Genomic DNA, 17,159 nt, shown 5'->3' on the forward strand with positions numbered 1-17,159 from the left:
GCAGATAGCTGTTGACTTCGTCAGTTCTCTTCGCGAGTATTCGCGCATGAGTGACAAGTCCGATTCCGAGCAGATCGACGACATCATCGCGCAGCAGAGCGGCTGGAAACATGACGTGCTCGTCGCGCTTCGAGCTGCGATCATGGCCGCCGACCCCGCTGCCGTCGAGGTGGTCAAGTACAAGAAGCCCTCCAAGCCCGAGGGAGTTCCGTTCTGGACCCATGACGGAGACGTCTGCTTCGTGGATGTCCTCAAGAGTGCTGTAAGGCTGACGTTCGCGAAGGGTGCCCGCATGAAAAGCAGCGATCTCTTCAACACCCGGCTGGACAGCAAAGTCGTTCGAGCCATCGACTACTTCGATGGAGACCGCGTGGACGAAGCGGCGGTCAAGGCGCTCGTGGCTGAGGCTGTGGAACTCAACGTCGCGGCCAGGTGACAGGGGTGACGGACGAGCCGAACCGGCCGCGTGGTACCAGCCAGGTGCCCCCCGGAGGGGTGACACGGACACGAGACACTCGATAGCATCCGCGGAGACGGTCACAATGGCCGGTGTTCGACAAGGAGGTCGACATGACAGACGGAATAGGCAGGAGGTCGTTGATCACGGCCGCCGCCGTCATCGGGATGCTGGGAATCGCGGCGGCTCCGGCCGCGGCCGCAGGGCCGGGGCACTCGGACGATGCTCCGTACCGCGGGCGCATCGTGAGCATGCTCCAGCACATGAGCGTCGAAGAGAAGGTGGGTCAGCTCTTCGTCGTCGAGGTCTACGGGCGCGATGCCACGACCGTGAGCGACACCGCTGCCGCGAACAACCGGCGGCTGTACGGCGTCGACACCCCCGCACAGGTCATCGACAAGTACAAGCCCGGCGGCGTCATCTACTTCACGACCCGCGGGCCCGACAACTTCGGCACTCCGACCCAGATCGCGACGCTCTCGAACGGGCTGCAGACGGCGGCGACGAACCAGCCGGCCGGCATCCCGCTGCTCATCTCGACCGACCAGGAAGGCGGCGCGCTGGTCGCGCGGTTCGGCGCTCCGGCGACGCAGATGCCCGGGCAGATGCCGCTCGGCGCGAGCCGCTCGGCGGATCACGCGCACCGCTCGGCCGAGGTGATCGGCACCGAGCTCGCCGCGGTCGGCATCAACCAGGACTACGCGCCGGTCGCCGACGTCAACGTCAACCCGGCCAACCCGGTCATCGGCATCCGCTCGATCGGAGAAGACCCGCAGCTCGTCGCCGAGCTCGTCGCCGCCGAGGTCGATGGCTTCCACGACGGCGGCGTCGCGGCCGTCGCGAAGCACTTCCCCGGACACGGCGACACGGCGACCGACAGCCACTTCGGGCTCCCCGAGGTGACGCACACGCGCGAGCAGCTCGAGGCCATCGACCTGCCTCCGTTCCGGGCCGCGATCGCCGAAGGCGTCGACACGATCATGACCGCTCACGTCGTGCTGCGTTCGATCGACCCGAGCGGCGCCCCCGCCACGATGTCGGAGCCGATCCTCACGGGCCTCTTGCGCGAAGAGCTCGGCTACGACGGCCTCATCGTCACCGACGCGCTCGACATGCAGGGTGCCACGAGCACGTATCCGCCGAACGTCGCCCCCGTCGAGGCGTTCAAGGCGGGCGCCGACATGCTCGTGCTCGCACCCCAGATGGATGTCGCCTACGACGCCGTGCTCGACGCGGTGCTGAGCGGTGAGATCTCCGAGAAGCGGCTCGACGAGTCGGTGTACCGCATCCTGCGGCTCAAGATGCAGCGCGGCCTCTTCGCGGACCCGTTCGTCGATGCCGCGGCCGCGGCATCGATCGTCGGCGCACCCGCTCATGTCGCCGACGCGCAGACGATCACCGACGACACGACCACGCTCCTCAAGAACGACGCCGGCGTGCTGCCGCTCTCGAGCGAGCCGCGCGACGTGCTCGTCACCGGCTGGGGCGCGGGCACGACGTCGACGCTCGGAGGCGCGATCGCTGCCCGTGGGCAGAGCGTCACGGTGCGCGAAACGGGGCTCACGCCGAGTGCGGCCGTGATCGCCGAGGTCGCCGCGACGGCTGCGAACCACGACCTCGTCGTGGTCTCGACGAACAACGCGTCGAACGTCTCGGCGACGACCGGGCTGCCGACCGCGTCGGCCGCAGCTCAGCAGGCCTTCGTGCAGGCGTTGCTGGCGAGTGGCACGCCCGTTGTCGTGTCGGCGATGCGCAACCCGTACGACATCTCGGTCATGACGAACGTGCCGACGGCACTCGCGACCTACGGCTACACGGCGGCGTCGCTCGAGTCGCTCACGCGTGTGCTGTTCGGCGAGAACAATCCGGTCGGCAAGCTGCCGGTCACGATCCCGACGGCGGACCGCACCGGCGTGTTGTACCTGTTCGGCCACGGGCTCGGGTTCGACTGACGCGCTGACGCGCGAGGGGTGAGTGGATGCCGCGCGGCATTCACTCACTCCGGGACGGGCCGACGCCTCGGTCGGAGAGGGACACGCCCCCCGGGGCATCCGGTCTTCTCCGCCTGATGACGGCCTCGTAAGCTCTCTCCATGCGCAGCATCCCGAACGGCCGGCTCCAGGTGGTCTGCGGGCCGATGTTCGCCGGCAAATCAGAGGAGCTGCTGCGGCGCGTGCGTCGCGCGCAACTCGCCGGACTCGCCGTCGAGGTCGTCAACCACGCGCTCGACGATCGGCACGCCGCCGGCCGGGTGGCCTCGCATTCGGGGCTCAGCATCGCGTCCCGATCGGTGCCCGACGTCGGCTCGCTGGTGGAGCTGGTCGGCGATCGCGAGCTGGACCTGCTCGCGATCGACGAGGCCCAGTTCTTCGGGACGGAGCTCGTCCCGGCGGTGAGCAGGCTGGTGCTCACTGGAATGTCGGTCGTCGTCGCCGGTCTCTGCGTGACGTTCGACGGCCGCCCCTTCGAGCCGCTTCCATCGCTCATGGCGCTCGCCGAGGATGTCACGAAGCTCACAGCCGTGTGCGCGGTCTGCGGGCAGGATGCCGCGTTCCACCAGCGCGTGCTCGGCGGCGACGTCGCGGACGCTCGCCTCGCGACCGCCGAGCACGTGGGCGGGATCGAGTCGTACCAGGCACGCTGTCGGCAGCACTTCGGCGAACGAGGCCGTCGCTCGGCGTGAATCGCCACTCCGGTGTGAACGCGTCAGCGTCAGCGTCAGCCGTGACCTTCGTGCCCCACGTGATTCGACGGTGATCGAGGGGAAGGCGGTGGCGTCGCATCGGGCCGGTCGCGCCACTCGGTCTCGCGCAGTGCGTAGACGTCCGTGTCGGCCCAACGGCCCTTGAACCAGATGTTCTCGATCAGGTGCGCCTCCTTGCGCATTCCGAGTCGCCGGCAGAGCGCGACGGATGCCGCATTCCGAGGATCCACCTCGGCGACGATGCGATGCAGGCCGATCGAGTCGAATCCGAGCCGGAGCACCTCCATCGCAGCCTCGGTGGCGTATCCCTGACCGGAGTACCCGGGGTGGAAGGCCCAGCCGATCGCGGCGCAGCCGTGTTCGGCGCGCTCGAGCATGAAGTAGAGGTCGCCGATCACGCGCGCCTCACTCCGGTGCTCGACCGCGAGTTCGAGGAAGTCGCCATCGGATGCCAGGGTCGACTGCTCCGACCATTTCGCGATCCTGGCGGCAAGCGTCTCGCGATCGCGCGGCTCGTACAGGAGGTACTCGCAGACGTCGGCCCGGGACTGGTAGGCGAGGATGTCACCGAGGTCCGCCTCACGCATGGTGCGGAGGCGGAGGCGTTCGGTGAGATATTCCTCGAACTGGAACGGGAGGCGGAAGACGGGACGCTCGCTCACCTCGCCGAGTCTAGATGGCACTCGCGGCCGACGTCCGTGCCGCGGACGGTGGGCCAAGGGGGCGCAGGTTCCGCCCTTGTCGGTCCGGCAGGTTGATGGCGGCCTTCGCCGCGGTGTCCGTCTCTGGAACACCGGTGGGTCGACGTGAGCGGCCATGCTCTTCCCCCATATGCTTCGACGGTGATCGAGGGGAATCCGGAGTCGGTGGGGTCGCGTCTCGATCTGCAGCAGCTCCTGCTCGGGGGAAAGGTCCGCGTTCCGGCGCCGACCGGCGGTGGAGTCAGCCGCCGCGAGCTCATCGAGCGAGCACGGGCGAGCGGCTCACGCGTGATCGGAATCACGGCACCGGCCGGATACGGCAAGTCCACATTGCTCGCGGAATGGGCGGAGATCGAGGATCGCCCGGTCGCGTGGGCCTCGATCGACCGACTCGACGACGATCCGGCGGCCCTGCTGTCGCTCCTGGCCTCCGCGTGCGCGACGATCTCCGCGCCGGTCTCTGAGGTCGCGTTGGAGATGCGGGGAGTCGGGGCGTCGACGCTCGGACGGTCGGCACCGCTGCTGGCAGCCGCGCTCACGAGCACGCCGGTCCCGTTCGTGCTGTTCGTCGACGATCTCCACCTCGCGGACTCCTTGAGCTGTCAGGATGCGTTGGAGATCGTGCTCACGGGTGTTCCCGCGGGCTCGCAGATCGTGCTCGCGAGCCGGCACGCGCAACCGCACCTCGCCCGCCTGCGCGCGAGCGGCGAGGCGGTCGACATCGGAATCGCGGATCTTCGGATCGGGGTCGAGGGGGCGCGCACCATCTTCGACCGTGCTCGCATCGACGTCGAAGATGATCAACTCGCCGAGATCGTGGAGCGGTGCGAGGGATGGCCGACGGGCGTGTTCCTCTGCGCACTGGTCGAGCGTTCCGGCGGTGAGGCCCTCGCGGTGACCGGAGACGACCGGTTCGTCGCCGACTACCTCTACCGCGAGTGCCTGGGGCGACTGCCGGACGTGACGCAGCGATTCCTCCGCCGGACGGCGGTGCTCGAGCAGCTGTCAGGCGCCGTCTGCGATGCCGTGCTCGAAACGGGGGACTCCGCCGCGCGCCTGCGAGAGATCGAGTCCCTCAACCTCTTCCTCATCCCGCTCGATCGCAGGCGCGGCTGGTACCGATATCACTCGCTGTTCCGGGACTTCCTCCTCGCCGAACTGCAGGTGGTCGAGGCGGCGGCGTTCGTCGAGCTGAACCTGCGAGCAGCCGCTTGGTTCGAAGCCAACGGGCTGCCTGCCCACGCCATCGAGCATCTGCTGACCGCAGGGGATCGCGACCGCTCCGCCCAGCTGGTCGCGAAACTCGCGCTGCCGACGTACCAGTCGGGTCAGGTGGCCGTCGTCGAACGTTGGATCTCCGAGATCGGCGATGCCGCCGTGGCGACGTATCCTCCGCTCGTCGTGATGGCGGCCTGGAAATGCGCCCTGCTGGGGGCGACCGCCGAGGCCGAACGCTGGATGCAGACGCTGGAGCGGATCGAATGGACTGAAGCATCGGTCGAGCAACGACTGGCGTTGGACTCCTCACGCGCGATGCTCCGCGCGGCGATGTGCGCCGACGGTCCCGAAGCGGCGTTGGCGGATGCCGCGTTCGCGGTCGCGAACGAGCCGACGTGGGGGCCATGGCGGGCGCTGGCACTGCAGCTCTACGGGTCGATCTGCCTGCTCGTGGGCGACGTGGACTCCGCCCGCGGCGCGTTCGCCGAGACATCCGCTCTCGCGCCCTCGTCGGGCAATACGGGTGCGCTGCTCCTGGCCGAAGCCGAGTCGGCGATTCTCGCGATCGAAGCCGGCCACTGGCGCGCGGCTGAGGAGCACGTGCGCATCGCGTTGGACGCCATCGACGCCAACCACATGGAGGGCTACTCGACGTCTGCGCTCGCCCTCGCGGTTGCGGCACGGATCGCGGTCCATGGCGGCGACGGCGCCCGCGCGGAACGATACCTGGCGCGTGGGATGCGCGCGCGAGTGCAATGCACCTTCGTGCTTCCCTTCGTCTCGTTGAAGGTGCGGCTGCAACTCGCCACGGCGCACATCGAACTCGGCGACCATGTCACTGCGCGGCACCTGGTGCGCGAGATGCATGAGCTGATCCGTAGGCGCCCGGACCTCGGACTCCTCGTCGAGGAGATCGAGGTCCTGCAGCTTCGGATCGATCGCATGTCGGGCTGGAGCGGCGCGATCCCCCTCACGCCGGCCGAACTGCGGTTGCTGCCCTACCTCCAGACGCACCTGACGATCGGCGAGATCGGAACCCGACTGTTCATCTCGCGGAACACGGTCAGCTCCGAGGTCGGCTCCATCTATCGAAAGCTCAACGCGACCACACGCAGCGCAGCCGTCGAACGGGCGATCGCCGTCGGGCTCCTCGGGGAATGAGGGCGGCCGCAACCTGCAGGGTCGACCCGTCTCTCGTGATCACAACCCGGTCAGGGATGCCGCGCTGCCGCTGTCATCGGGGCGCACGCACGAACTCGGGCAGCTGCCACGAGAGGTCGAACCACGGTTCGAGCGGGCCGTAGAGGCGCAGCAGCGGCCACCACGACTTGCCCGGAAGCGTGGGAATCCAGTTGGACTCCTTGCCCTCGGGCGCCGTCGGGGCGAACCACAGCACGCACGACCCGTCGGCCTCGAGCTGCAGTTCTCCTGACAAGCTCGACACCGCCGGGTATTCGGCCGACTGCAGGAGCGATCGGGTCTGGGTGTCGTAGATGTCGATCGACCAGAAGTTCTTCGCCGGCGGGTTCGCGGGAATCGTCAGCGAGTACGTGGCGCCTCCGTCGAGCAGGGCGCCCTCGGAGTCCTCCGCCGTGTACATGTAGGCGGACCCTGCTCCGACCTGCGCATGCGCCATAGCCGGGGTGATCACCGTCGCCGCGTAGTGGAAGAGCGTGCGCGCGTCGAGGTTGCGAGCGCCGTCGTTCAGGAACTCGTAGCTGCCTCCCACGAAACCGTTCTTCCACGAGGATCCCTCCCAACGGAACGACTGGGGATCCCGTGCCGCATAGAGCGTGGCCCGCGCCATGGCCGCGCCGATCCGCGCCGCGTTGTCGAGGATGCCGCGCCGACGCTCGTCGGGTTCGAACGGCGTTCCGTGCGCGATTCCCAGCGAGGCGAGAGTGCCGGCTCGTTCCGGATCCAGTGCGCCGATGGGCTCCTCGGCGACGAGCTCGGCGATCTCCTCGAAGAACGAGAAGTCGTTCGAGTGGACGGTGTTGAACGCCTGATCGCCGACGTTCACGAACGTGTTCTCTGGCGCGGCGGCGGCATCGTCGAGCCGGTAGATCCGTGACTGCTTGATGGCGGGAACCCCACCGAGCGCGCGGATCACGACGAAGTTCGTGAACGTCGGGCAGTCGTAGGTGTAGTAGCCGTCGGGCCGTTCGCCGTCGTAGCCCGGCGGCAGGAAGAGGAACTTGCCTCCAGCGCCCCGGTCGGGGCCCGCGATCCCCATGTCGGCGACGTAGCGGAACCAGAAGTCATCGACGACGCAGAGGGACTGCGGCGGCACCTCGACGACCGTCGGCCCCCACGCCTTCAGGTCGAGGAACGTGATGCCGTACGTCGTCTCGGTGTTCGGCGTGAGGAAGATGGGGGTGGAGGTGCACCTCGGATCGGTGAATCCGATCTTGTCGGGCGAGTCGACTCCCGCGGTTCGGAGGCCTCGCCGCATGGCCACGAGCGATGCGCCAGGAACCGTGTCCAGGAACGCGGTGATCCCGCGTACGAGATCGAGGCCGTCGAAGATCGACTGAACCGATTCCGGCTTCGGCACGCCGTCGAAGAACTCGAACTCGCCGAACGGCGTCGACATCCGGTCGGGTGTCGAGATGTGCGCCACTTCCTCCGCAAGTTGCTGATTCGTCGGTCGTGCCCCGATGGTGTGTTCGATCGTCACGCTGAGCCCCCTCGTCGGTCGTTACCCGGGTGATTGTGCCAGTGGAAGGCGAGGACCCCGTCATGCGTATCGCATGAGTCTCGGTCCCGCTCACGAGGCGCGACACGCGAGCGCGCACTTGAGCCTGCGAACGAGATGTGGTCGGCTGGCCTCGGGGAAAGGGGTGCGACATGAACGACGACCCGTCGTGGACCAAGGTCGTGCAGGCCGTCGAGCCGGAGCAGCCTCAGCTCAAGCGGGTACTCGGCCCCGGACTGCTCCTCCTGTTCATCGTCGGGGACATCCTCGGCACGGGCATCTACGCGCTGACGGGTCAGGTGGCCGCGGAAGTCGGCGGAGCGGCGTGGCTGCCCTTCCTCCTCGCGTTCGCGGTGGCGACCGTGACCGCGTTCTCCTACCTCGAGCTCGTGACGAAGTACCCGATCAAGCGTCCGAACCTCCGAGTGCTGACGAAGGCGCCAGCCGAGCGGATCCTGTTCGAGGGCAAGCGCGCCACCGGCATCCGCTTCCGCCAGGGCGGCCAGCTCTTCGACGCCTTCGCCGACGCCGAGGTGCTGCTGACCGCCGGCGCGATCAACTCGCCGCGACTCCTCGAGGCCTCCGGCGTCGGGTCGCCGTCGCTCCTCGCCGAACACGGAATCCCGGTCGTGCACGCGAACGCCGCGGTCGGCGAGAACCTGCAGGATCACCTGCAGGTGCGCACCGTCTTCAAGGTGCACGGCGCGAAGACGCTCAACACGATCGTCAATTCGCCGATCGGCCTCGCCCGAATCGGCCTCGAGTACGCGTTGAAGCGCACCGGACCGATGTCGATGGCGCCGAGCCAGTTCGGCATGTTCACCAAGTCCGACCCGTCGATGGACCGACCCGACCTCGAGTACCACGTGCAACCCCTGTCGACCGACAAGCTGGGCGACCCGCTGCACCGCTTCCCGGCGATCACGGTATCGGTGGTCAACCTTCGGCCCGACAGCGTCGGCTCGACCCACCTCGTCAGTCGTGACCTCGCGGTGCAGCCCGAGATCCGACTCAACTACCTGACGGCCGACCGCGACCGCGCGGTCGCGGTCGCGTCGATCAAGCAGGCTCGTCGGATCATGGCGACGACGGCCCTCCGAAAGTACCGTCCCGAGGAGGTCCGGCCCGGGCCTGCGGTCGTCTCCGACGAGGACCTGGCACGCGAGGCGGGCAACGTCGGCACCACGATCTTCCATCCCGTCGGGACGTGCAAGATGGGCGACGACGAGCGATCGGTGGTCGGACCCGACCTGCGGGTGCACGGGATCGAGCGGCTTCGCGTGATCGACGCGTCCATCATGCCGAAGATCGTGTCGGGCAACACGGCCTCGCCGGTCGTGATGATCGCCGAGAAGGCGGCGGACATGATCAGGCAATCGAGCCGTCACGGAGTCGGGGTGTCGTAGGCGGCAGGAGGGTCGCAGCTCCGCTCCGCTGCGCCCTCTCCACAGCTTCCGGACCGCAATCGACGGGGGTGCCCTATGGTCGTCTCCATGGGCTCGACTGCGACGGCGTACCTCACGGGTTTCGGCCGGTATCTACCCGGTGATCCCGTCGACAACGACGGCATCGCGGCGCGGCTCGGCGGAGACGATGCCGTCACCGACCGCATCCGCCGTCGCATCCTCGACGCCAACGGCATCCGGCAGCGGCACTACGCGCTCGATGAGCACGGCGAGCCGACCGAGCTCAACGAGGAGCTCGCCGTCAAGGCGCTTCGCGCTGCCTTCGACGACCGCGGGATCGACGTATCCGAGGTGCGGATGCTCGCGTGCGCGACGACGATGGGCGACGTGCTCGTGCCGGGCTTCGCGTCGATGGTGCACGGTCGGCTCGGCGGCGGGCCGATGCAGCTGCTGTCGGCTTCGGGCGTCTGCGCGTCCGGTCTCGCGGCGCTCGACGCGGCCGTGAGCAAGGTCAGGCTCGGCGACCATCCACTCGTCGCCGTCGTCGGTTCGGAACTTGCGAGTCGGAGCCTCCGGCAGCGACGCTTCGATCACATCCGCGCCGGCATGGACTCCCACTTCCTTCGCTGGATGCTCTCCGACGGCGCCGGTGCCGTCGTCGTCGAGTTCCAACCGCATCCGAGCAGGCCGTCCCTCCGGGTCGACTGGGTGCGCCAGGTCTCGCTCGCGCACGAGCACGACGTGTGCATGCGGGCCGGCATGGACGGCACCGAGCCCGTCGTCGGCGGCACCTGGCAGGACGTCGGCGTCGCCCAGGCCGAAGCGAGCGGCATGTTCGTGCTGCGGCAGGATGTCACCGTGCTCGACGACCTCGCCGAAGCCGGCATCCGGCAGTTCGAGGAGCTCGTCGCCATCGGCCTCGTCGACGTCCATCACCTCGACCACGTCGTATGCCACTACAGCACGAACGCGTTCCGCGATGCCGCGTTCGACGGGCTCCGCCGGCGCATCCCGTCGCTCGACACCGACAAGTGGTACTCGAACCTCGAGACCCGGGGCAACACCGGGGCGGCGAGCATCTTCATCGCCCTCGAGGAGGCCTGGAGCACGGGGCGCTTCCGTCCCGGCGAGACGATCCTGCTGGCGGTGCCCGAGTCGGGCCGATTCTCGTTCGCCTTCGCCCACCTCACCGTGGTCGCCCCACCCGATCAGCAAGGAGCATCGAAATGACCATCGACACGACGACCGCTGCCGACGACCTGCGATCTGCGGATGTCTCCACGCTCTTCGAGCGGCTCGGCGAGGTCTGGGTCGAGCTCGAAGAGTACCTCGAGCGCGTGCCCGTGCTCCGCCGACTCGGCGACGGCACGGTCACGATCGACGACTATCGCCGCCTGCTCTTCAACCTCCGCCAGCAGGTGGTCGACGGCTCGCCGTGGATCTCCCGTGCCGCCTCCAACTTCGACATCGATCATTTCGAGCTGCGGGCCGCGGCGATCAAGCACGCCGAAGAGGAGCACCGCGACTACCTGATGCTCGAACGCGACTACGTCGCGATCGGCGGGTCGCTCGCCGAGCTGCGCGCCGGCCGCAAGAACCTCGGCTCCGAGGCGCTCTCGGGCTACATGTTCCACTATGCGGACCAGCCGAACCCGGTGGGGCTGCTCGGCGCCATGTTCATCATCGAGGGTCTCGGCGCGAAGCGGGCGGCGGGGTGGGCCGGCAGGTTCCAGGAGGTGCTGGGCCTCGCCGACAGCCAGGTGCATTTCATGCAGTATCACCAGGAAGCCGACAGTGAGCACACGGGCGACCTCGAGGCGATCCTCACCTCCGGGATGATCGACGACGCTGCGGCCGACGAGATCGTGCGCTGTGCACAGGTCGTCGCCCGCCTCTACGCGCTGCAACTCGAAGAGCTGGATCGCTGACATGGCGGAGTTCGTCCGTTCGGACCCGAGCATGTGGGAGGCGGTGTACGCCGATCCATCCGTGCCCCTCGACCGTGCGCTCGTGCGACTGATCATCGACGACCAGCGACGTCTCTCGCGGCGCTGGCTCTACCCGATCGCACGGGTGGTCTCACGCATTCTCGTCGCGATCATCTCGATCGTGAAGCGCGTGCTGCCGTTCCGGTGGATGCCGCTCCACACGATGGACGTGCTGTGCGTCTGGTTCCTGCGACGGTTCGTGTCGCCCGACGCCGTCGAACTGCTCATCCGGCACTTCGTCGTCGAGACGAACCTCGTCAACTTCATCATCCGCAACACCCCGGTCGACATGGAACCGGTGACGCTGCGCCCCGAGGCGCTCTCAGGGCTCGGCGACCAGGCCGTCGTCGAGCACGACGTCAACGTCTACGACGTGCTCATCGCGCTCGACGCGGTGCAGCTGACGAGGCCCGAGACGCTCGATTTCGCCCAGCTCGACATCCCGCCGCTCGACGCCGAACGCGGGCGGCGTCGATTCGTGCGCCTCGACATCCAGACCGCCCTCTGCTTCATGAACATCCCGTTCTCGATGGCGCTCACGGTCGAGGAGTACCGACGCGCCGTGCACTCCATCCGGTTCGACGACTCGTTCCTCGAGATCCTCGCCCTCGTCACCGACGACGACACGTTCCGCCATTGGAAGCTGGCGGGCATGAGCCTCTGGATGGACTCGAACGTCGACGTGCCGCGGATGGTCTATCGGCATGCGCTCGTGTGCGAGTACGCGCATGCGCGCCTCGTGAAGCTGGCCGGGGGAGAGTATCCGCGCCAGACTCCGGCCGCGTTCGACTGACGCGAGCGAGGGTGACATCACGACGGCAGGCGTCGTATCGTCGAAGCAGTGACTGAGGAGGGCATCCGATGCGCAGAGTCACCTATTCGATGAGCGCCTCGCTCGACGGCTATATCGTGGGGCCCGACGGCGGATTCGACTGGAGTGTCCCCGATCCAGAGGTGTTCCAGCTCGCGCTCGACGAGATCCAGCAGGTCGGGGTGCACCTGCTGGGACGCAAGCTCTACGAGACGATGCTCTACTGGGAGACCGTCGATCCGCGCACGCTCGACGATGCCGAGCGCGAGTGGACCACCCTCTGGAACCCGCTGCCGAAGGTGGTGTTCTCCACCACGCTCTCCGAGGTGCAGGGCAACGCCCGCCTGGCGACCGGCAGCGTCGCCGAGGAGATTGAGCGGCTCCGGGCCGAGCCCGGCGACGGTGAGATCGCGATCGGCGGGGCGACGCTCGCCGCCGAGGTGGCTGCGCACGACCTGATCGACGAGTACCGGGTCAGGGTGTATCCGGTGCTCGTCGGCGGCGGCATTCCGCTCTTCGCCCAGCACGAACGCCAGGTCGACCTCGAGCTCCTCGAGAGTCGCACTTTCGACTCGGGAGTCGTCTTCCTCCGGCACCGTGTCGTGCGCTAGCACTGCCGGTCGCGCGCCTCAGGATCCATCCGATCGCGCACGTCGCCGCCCGTGCCAGGGCTCGTTCCCGGCATGCCAGGCCCGGAGACCCAGACGTCCCGTTGCGGCGCGAAGCTCATCGGCGACGCGACGAACGCTGCCGTTGCGATGAGGATGAGCACCGTCAGGCCCGAGAGGACTCGGGTCATGGCCGCGGTGGTTCGCTCGCCGAGCCGGCGGCGCACCATGGCGAGCAGGGCGAGCCCGATCAGGCCGCCTGCCGTGTTGGTGACGAGGTCGGTGATGTCGGTGCTGCCGACCGCCAGCGCGTATTGGGCGACCTCGAGGGTGAGACTCGCCCCGGCGATCGCGACCGTGGCCTCCCACCACGGCCACGCCGGCGCGAGCAGCCCGAGGTAGAGTCCGAACGGGACGAAGAACACGACGTTCGCGACGGCTTCGGATGGCGCGCTGGCACCGTTGCAGGCGTCGGAGACGAACGGCACGAGCTTGACCTGACGCAGCTCGCCCATGCCGAGGTAGGGCACCTCGAGCTTCCACATCACGGTCCAGGCGAGCAGCGCGAGATACAGCGCGAAGAGGGCGGGCAGCACGAGGCGCCGTGCGCCGCGAGCCGGATCGCCGTCGGCCTCGCCGTCATGCGCCGTCGATGAACGCGGCAGGTCTTCGACGCTCATCGGGCGTCGCCCGACGGCACGGCGGGCAGCTGCACCGTGACGAGCATGCCGCCCTCGGGGCGGCCGATGACGGTGAGGGTTCCGTCATGCGCGTTCACGATGCTCTTGACGATCGCGAGGCCGAGGCCCACCCCGCCGTGATCGCCGCGAATGCGCTCCGCGCCCCGCTGGAACGGTTCGGTGAGTGTGGAGAGCAACTGAGCCGGGATCTGTTCACCGGTGTTCTCGACCATGAGTGCGATGGAGTCGCCCTCGAGGCTCGTCACGACCCGTGCGGTGCCGCGCTCGGCCAGGTTGTGCACGATGGCGTTGTGCAGCAGGTTCGTGGTCAGCTGCAGCAGGAGCGCCCGTGAGCCGAGGGTGAGGGCGATGTCGCCGGATGTCTCGATGGCGACGCCGCGACGCTCCGCCATCGGCAGGAGCGTCTCCGCGGCCTCCTCCGCGAGGAGCGAGAGGTCCACGACCTCTCGCGTGAACGACCGCTGGTCGGCGCGGCTCAGCAGGAGCAGCGCCTCGGTGAGGTCGATGGCGCGCGCGTTGACGGCCGTGAGTCGTTCGACGAGTGCGTCGTCGATGTGGCCCGGGTCGTTGCGCGCGACCTCGAGCATGGTCTGCGTGATCGCGAGCGGGGTTCGCAGCTCGTGCGAGGCGTTCGCGGCGAACCGCTGCTGCTCGGCCACGTGCGCCTCGAGCCGGGCGAGCATGGCGTCGAAGCTGTCGGCGAGTTCGCGGAACTCGTCGTTCCGGCCCTCCAATCGGATGCGATACGACAGCGACCCCTCTGCCGCCCTGCGCGTGGCCTCCGTGATGCGGTCGAGCGGCACGAGCATGCGGCCGGCGAGGAACCAGCCACCGACGAGGCCGACGACCAGCAGGAACAACAGGACCACGGTCACCACCGGGCCGAAGGCGCGGATGAGGTCGTCCCGTCCGGGCACGAATCCGCCGCTCGTCTGGCTCGCACGCGCGGGCACGTACCGCAGGAGGTAGAGCCAGACCGCGGCCAACAGCAGCACGCTCGCCACCATCAGGAAGGCTGCGTAACTGAGCGTGAGCTTCAGCCGAACGCTCATTCCGGGAGCACGGGTCACGTCGTCCGACCTTCCGCATCGGATGCCCCGGCGTCGATGCGATAGCCGACGCCCGGCACCGTGGCGATGACCCAGGGCTCGCCGAGCCGCTTCCGCAGCGCCGAGACGGTGATGCGCACGGCGTTCGTGAAGGGGTCCGCATTCTCGTCCCACGCCCGCTCGAGCAGCTCCTCGGCGCTGATCACGCCGCCCTCCGCCCCGACGAGCACCTCGAGCACGGCGAACTGCTTGCGCGTCAACGCGACGTACCGGCCGTCGCGGAACACCTCCCGGCGAAACGGGTCCAGACGAAGCCCCGCGATCTCGCGCACGGGCGGGCGATTGTGGGCGCGACGGCGGTCGAGCGCCCGCAGCCTCAGCACGAGCTCCTGCAGCTCGAACGGCTTCGTCAGGTAGTCGTCGGCACCGAGACCGAACCCGGACGCCTTGTCGTCCAGCCGATCGGCGGCCGTGAGCATCAGGATGGGGATCCCGCTACCGGAGGCGACGATGCGCTCGGCGATCTCGTCGCCCGAGGGGCCGGGGATGTCGCGGTCGAGCACGGCGATGTCGTAGGAGTTGATGCCGAGCAGTTCCAGCGCCGTGTGCCCGTCGCCCGCGATGTCGGCGGCGATCGCCTCGAGGCGCAACCCATCGCGAATGGCCTCAGCCATGAAGGGTTCGTCCTCAACCACCAGCACACGCATGCTGGCAATGCTAGAAGCCCGCGCATATCGCGGGCGTATTCGAAACCGGATACGGGCGGGCAACACCCGGCTGCGTTGACTGGGCGTCATGAGTCACGATGCACCAACCCGAGTTCGGAATCGCAGGATCCTCTGGGCTGCGGCGGTCCTCATCGCGATCGTCGTCGCGATCACGATGATGGTCGGATCCCTCGCCCGATCGCTCGCCGCGCCATCCGTCGGACCGGTCGGCACGCAGGCGCAGGACGCCTCGGCGGTGACCGCTGCCGACGGCGTCGTCACCGAAGCCGATGGAGCGATGCCCGTCGGTGTGTCCGCCTTCGATGAGCAGCATCCTGGAATCGTCAACCTCGACCCGGACCTGCTCCGGGCGCTGCGCGACGCGGCGTCGGATGCGCGCGAGGACGGCGTCGAGTTCGTCGTCAACAGCGGCTGGCGCTCACCGGAGTACCAGCAGCAGTTGCTCCGCGACGCCGTGGACGAGTACGGGTCGGAGGAGGAGGCCGCTCGATGGGTCGCCACGGCGGAGACCTCTGCGCACGTCGCCGGCAGTGCCGTCGACGTCGGCTCCTACGATGCGACCGATTGGCTCTCCGAACACGGTGCCGGGTACGGCCTCTGCCCGATCTACGACAACGAGCCGTGGCATTTCGAGCTGCACCCGGAGGCGATCGATCAGGGGTGTCCGGCGAAGTACTTCGACCCCACCGAGGATCCGAGGATGCAGCAGTGACCGATCAGCGGGCAGCCCACACCTCGTCGATCGCGATCTCACGCCCCAGGACGTTCGAAGCCGCCCGGTGCCCGGAGAACAAGGCGGCGGGAACGGTGGCGGGGTCGTCCGTCCACGTCGCCTCACCGGCGAGGTGGAGCACCCCGCCGACCGGGGTCGCGAGATCGTCGTGGTCCGCGGTCGTCGAGCCGACGGTCATGTACGCGTAGGAACCACGGGCGAACGGGTCATCCTGCCAGGCCGTCACGTGCACGTGACTCGGATCTTCCACGCGCTCGCCGTAGAGCCTGCGAAGCTGCGCGAGCACGGAATCGACGATCCGCTCCTCGCTCCACTCGCGCGCCTCCTTGGCAGTCGGGCCGGCAGCGAAGGTGAGGAGCGTGGGAGTGCCGTGGAGCTCGGTGAGGTCGTACCAGGAGTGCCACGATCGACTCTCGGGCCCCTGCTGCCGGATCGCATAGACCCCTTCGTCCCAGAACCTCGTCGGGAACCGCATGAAGACCTTCTCGAACGCGTTCATCGCGAGCCGGCCGAGCGCGCCCGCGACCGGCTCCGGCAGCGATGGCTCGATCACGAAGTCATCAGCCTGCAGCACGCCCACCGGCACCGTCAGCACCGCGCTCGCCGCGGTGAATTCGCCCTGATCGCTCGTGACGGCGACTCCGTCGGTCGACCACCGCACGTGCGAGACGACGTGTCCGAGACGGACGTCGAGTCCGGCCGCGAGGTGCTCGGGCAACCGGCCGTACCCATCGGGGAAGACCACCTCGTCGCCGTCGATCGAGTCGTCGTCGAGTCCGTGCGCAGCGAGATCCTCGATCCATGCCCCGTACTGCTCCTCGGCCCGGTGCTCCAGGAATTCCCGCACGCGTTGCGTGCGATCGTCGTCCCAGGCCTGGCGGGCGAGCGCTGATTCGGTCACGTCGCGGTACGAGGCATCCGGTTCGGATGCGGCGACGACCTCGAGGAGTGCGGCGTCGACTGCTCGGATGTCGTCAGCGAAACGCCGCGCCGCGGCAGCTGGAAGTCGTTCGCCATCGGGGCCGTAGTACGCCATCGGACGACCGTCGGGCTGGTACCCGCCGACCGTGAACTCCACCGATCGCATGCCGAACGCCTCGGCCGCCACGGCGACCGGGCTGCCGGTGACGCCGTGGATCCAGGAGGCGCCGAGGTCGGTGACGAGACCGTCGCTCCGATCCGTCCAGACCCTGCCGCCCACCCGATCGCGAGCCTCGAGCACGACGACGCGTCGGCCGGCACTTGCCAACAGCCGGGCCGCGGTCAAGCCCGCCACCCCCGCACCGATCACGATCGTGTCGACGTGCTCCATCGTCATCCCTCCTCGACGAGCGGATGCATCGTCGCCTTCGAGGCT

16 protein-coding genes are annotated in these 17,159 nt (G+C 68.5%); 10 read left to right on the forward strand and 6 right to left on the reverse strand.

Annotated features, from left to right (window positions below):
- The first annotated feature begins 46 nt into the window (after positions 1 to 46).
- The 3 genes from ASD23_RS05910 to ASD23_RS05920 all read left to right on the forward strand — a co-directional run bounded on the left by ASD23_RS05910 (position 47) and on the right by ASD23_RS05920 (position 3,140).
- On the forward strand, positions 47 to 436 hold the full coding sequence (locus ASD23_RS05910; protein ID WP_056008036.1) for a DUF1801 domain-containing protein: 390 nt from the start codon (positions 47 to 49) through the stop codon (positions 434 to 436).
- Between the two features lie 134 nt (positions 437 to 570).
- On the forward strand, positions 571 to 2,409 hold the full coding sequence (locus ASD23_RS05915) for a glycoside hydrolase family 3 protein (RefSeq protein ID WP_056012590.1): 1,839 nt from the start codon (positions 571 to 573) through the stop codon (positions 2,407 to 2,409).
- 140 nt (positions 2,410 to 2,549) lie between these two features.
- The gene (locus ASD23_RS05920) at positions 2,550 to 3,140 is read left to right on the forward strand and encodes a thymidine kinase (protein ID WP_056008039.1); all 591 of its coding nucleotides are present in this window, start codon (positions 2,550 to 2,552) and stop codon (positions 3,138 to 3,140) included.
- A gap of 35 nt (positions 3,141 to 3,175) precedes the next feature.
- Here ASD23_RS05920 and ASD23_RS18545 read toward each other — a convergent pair whose 3' ends face one another.
- On the reverse strand, positions 3,176 to 3,823 hold the full coding sequence (locus ASD23_RS18545) for a GNAT family N-acetyltransferase (protein ID WP_235507662.1): 648 nt from the start codon (positions 3,821 to 3,823) through the stop codon (positions 3,176 to 3,178).
- 180 nt (positions 3,824 to 4,003) lie between these two features.
- On the opposite strand from ASD23_RS18545, the gene ASD23_RS05930 reads away from it, so the two are divergent.
- Entirely contained in the window at positions 4,004 to 6,241 is a 2,238-nt protein-coding gene (locus ASD23_RS05930) for a LuxR family transcriptional regulator (protein ID WP_235507663.1), read from the forward strand.
- A gap of 73 nt (positions 6,242 to 6,314) precedes the next feature.
- Here ASD23_RS05930 and ASD23_RS05935 read toward each other — a convergent pair whose 3' ends face one another.
- On the reverse strand, positions 6,315 to 7,760 hold the full coding sequence (locus tag ASD23_RS05935) for a DUF1254 domain-containing protein (RefSeq protein WP_235507664.1): 1,446 nt from the start codon (positions 7,758 to 7,760) through the stop codon (positions 6,315 to 6,317).
- 170 nt (positions 7,761 to 7,930) lie between these two features.
- On the opposite strand from ASD23_RS05935, the gene ASD23_RS05940 reads away from it, so the two are divergent.
- The 5 genes from ASD23_RS05940 (at position 7,931) to ASD23_RS05960 (ending at position 12,594) form a co-directional block, all read left to right on the forward strand.
- A complete protein-coding gene (locus ASD23_RS05940; protein ID WP_056008043.1) occupies positions 7,931 to 9,184 on the forward strand; it encodes a GMC family oxidoreductase in 1,254 nt (417 codons plus the stop codon).
- Between the two features lie 87 nt (positions 9,185 to 9,271).
- On the forward strand, positions 9,272 to 10,414 hold the full coding sequence (locus ASD23_RS05945) for a 3-oxoacyl-[acyl-carrier-protein] synthase III C-terminal domain-containing protein (RefSeq protein WP_162248733.1): 1,143 nt from the start codon (positions 9,272 to 9,274) through the stop codon (positions 10,412 to 10,414).
- The gene (locus ASD23_RS05950; protein ID WP_056008050.1) at positions 10,411 to 11,112 is read left to right on the forward strand and encodes an iron-containing redox enzyme family protein; all 702 of its coding nucleotides are present in this window, start codon (positions 10,411 to 10,413) and stop codon (positions 11,110 to 11,112) included. Before ASD23_RS05945 ends, ASD23_RS05950 begins: the two co-directional genes overlap by 4 nt.
- A gap of 1 nt (position 11,113) precedes the next feature.
- Positions 11,114 to 11,965 (forward strand): DUF6999 family protein, encoded by an 852-nt coding sequence (locus ASD23_RS05955; protein ID WP_056008053.1) that lies wholly within the window; start codon positions 11,114 to 11,116, stop codon positions 11,963 to 11,965.
- Positions 11,966 to 12,033: 68 nt separating this feature from the next.
- Positions 12,034 to 12,594, forward strand: a complete 561-nt coding sequence (locus tag ASD23_RS05960; protein WP_056008055.1) for a dihydrofolate reductase family protein — start codon at positions 12,034 to 12,036, stop codon at positions 12,592 to 12,594.
- Here ASD23_RS05960 and ASD23_RS05965 read toward each other — a convergent pair.
- The 3 genes from ASD23_RS05965 to ASD23_RS05975 are packed head-to-tail and all read right to left on the reverse strand — an operon-like array spanning position 12,591 to position 15,048.
- On the reverse strand, positions 12,591 to 13,271 hold the full coding sequence (locus ASD23_RS05965) for a VanZ family protein (RefSeq protein WP_082571263.1): 681 nt from the start codon (positions 13,269 to 13,271) through the stop codon (positions 12,591 to 12,593). The genes ASD23_RS05960 and ASD23_RS05965 overlap by 4 nt on opposite strands.
- A complete protein-coding gene (locus ASD23_RS05970) occupies positions 13,268 to 14,344 on the reverse strand; it encodes a sensor histidine kinase (protein ID WP_056008059.1) in 1,077 nt (358 codons plus the stop codon). Before ASD23_RS05970 ends, ASD23_RS05965 begins: the two co-directional genes overlap by 4 nt.
- 14 nt (positions 14,345 to 14,358) lie before the next feature.
- Entirely contained in the window at positions 14,359 to 15,048 is a 690-nt protein-coding gene (locus ASD23_RS05975) for a response regulator transcription factor (protein WP_056008062.1), read from the reverse strand.
- Between the two features lie 88 nt (positions 15,049 to 15,136).
- On the opposite strand from ASD23_RS05975, the gene ASD23_RS05980 reads away from it, so the two are divergent.
- On the forward strand, positions 15,137 to 15,781 hold the full coding sequence (locus tag ASD23_RS05980) for a M15 family metallopeptidase (RefSeq protein ID WP_056008066.1): 645 nt from the start codon (positions 15,137 to 15,139) through the stop codon (positions 15,779 to 15,781).
- Between the two features lie 4 nt (positions 15,782 to 15,785).
- Here the strand turns inward: ASD23_RS05980 and ASD23_RS05985 are convergent, their stop codons facing one another.
- A complete protein-coding gene (locus ASD23_RS05985; RefSeq protein ID WP_056012598.1) occupies positions 15,786 to 17,114 on the reverse strand; it encodes a flavin monoamine oxidase family protein in 1,329 nt (442 codons plus the stop codon).
- Positions 17,115 to 17,159: the final 45 nt, after the last annotated feature.

The sequence above is a fragment of the Agromyces sp. Root1464 genome, from assembly GCF_001427265.1.
GTDB classification, from domain to species: Bacteria; Actinomycetota; Actinomycetes; order Actinomycetales; family Microbacteriaceae; genus Agromyces; species Agromyces fucosus.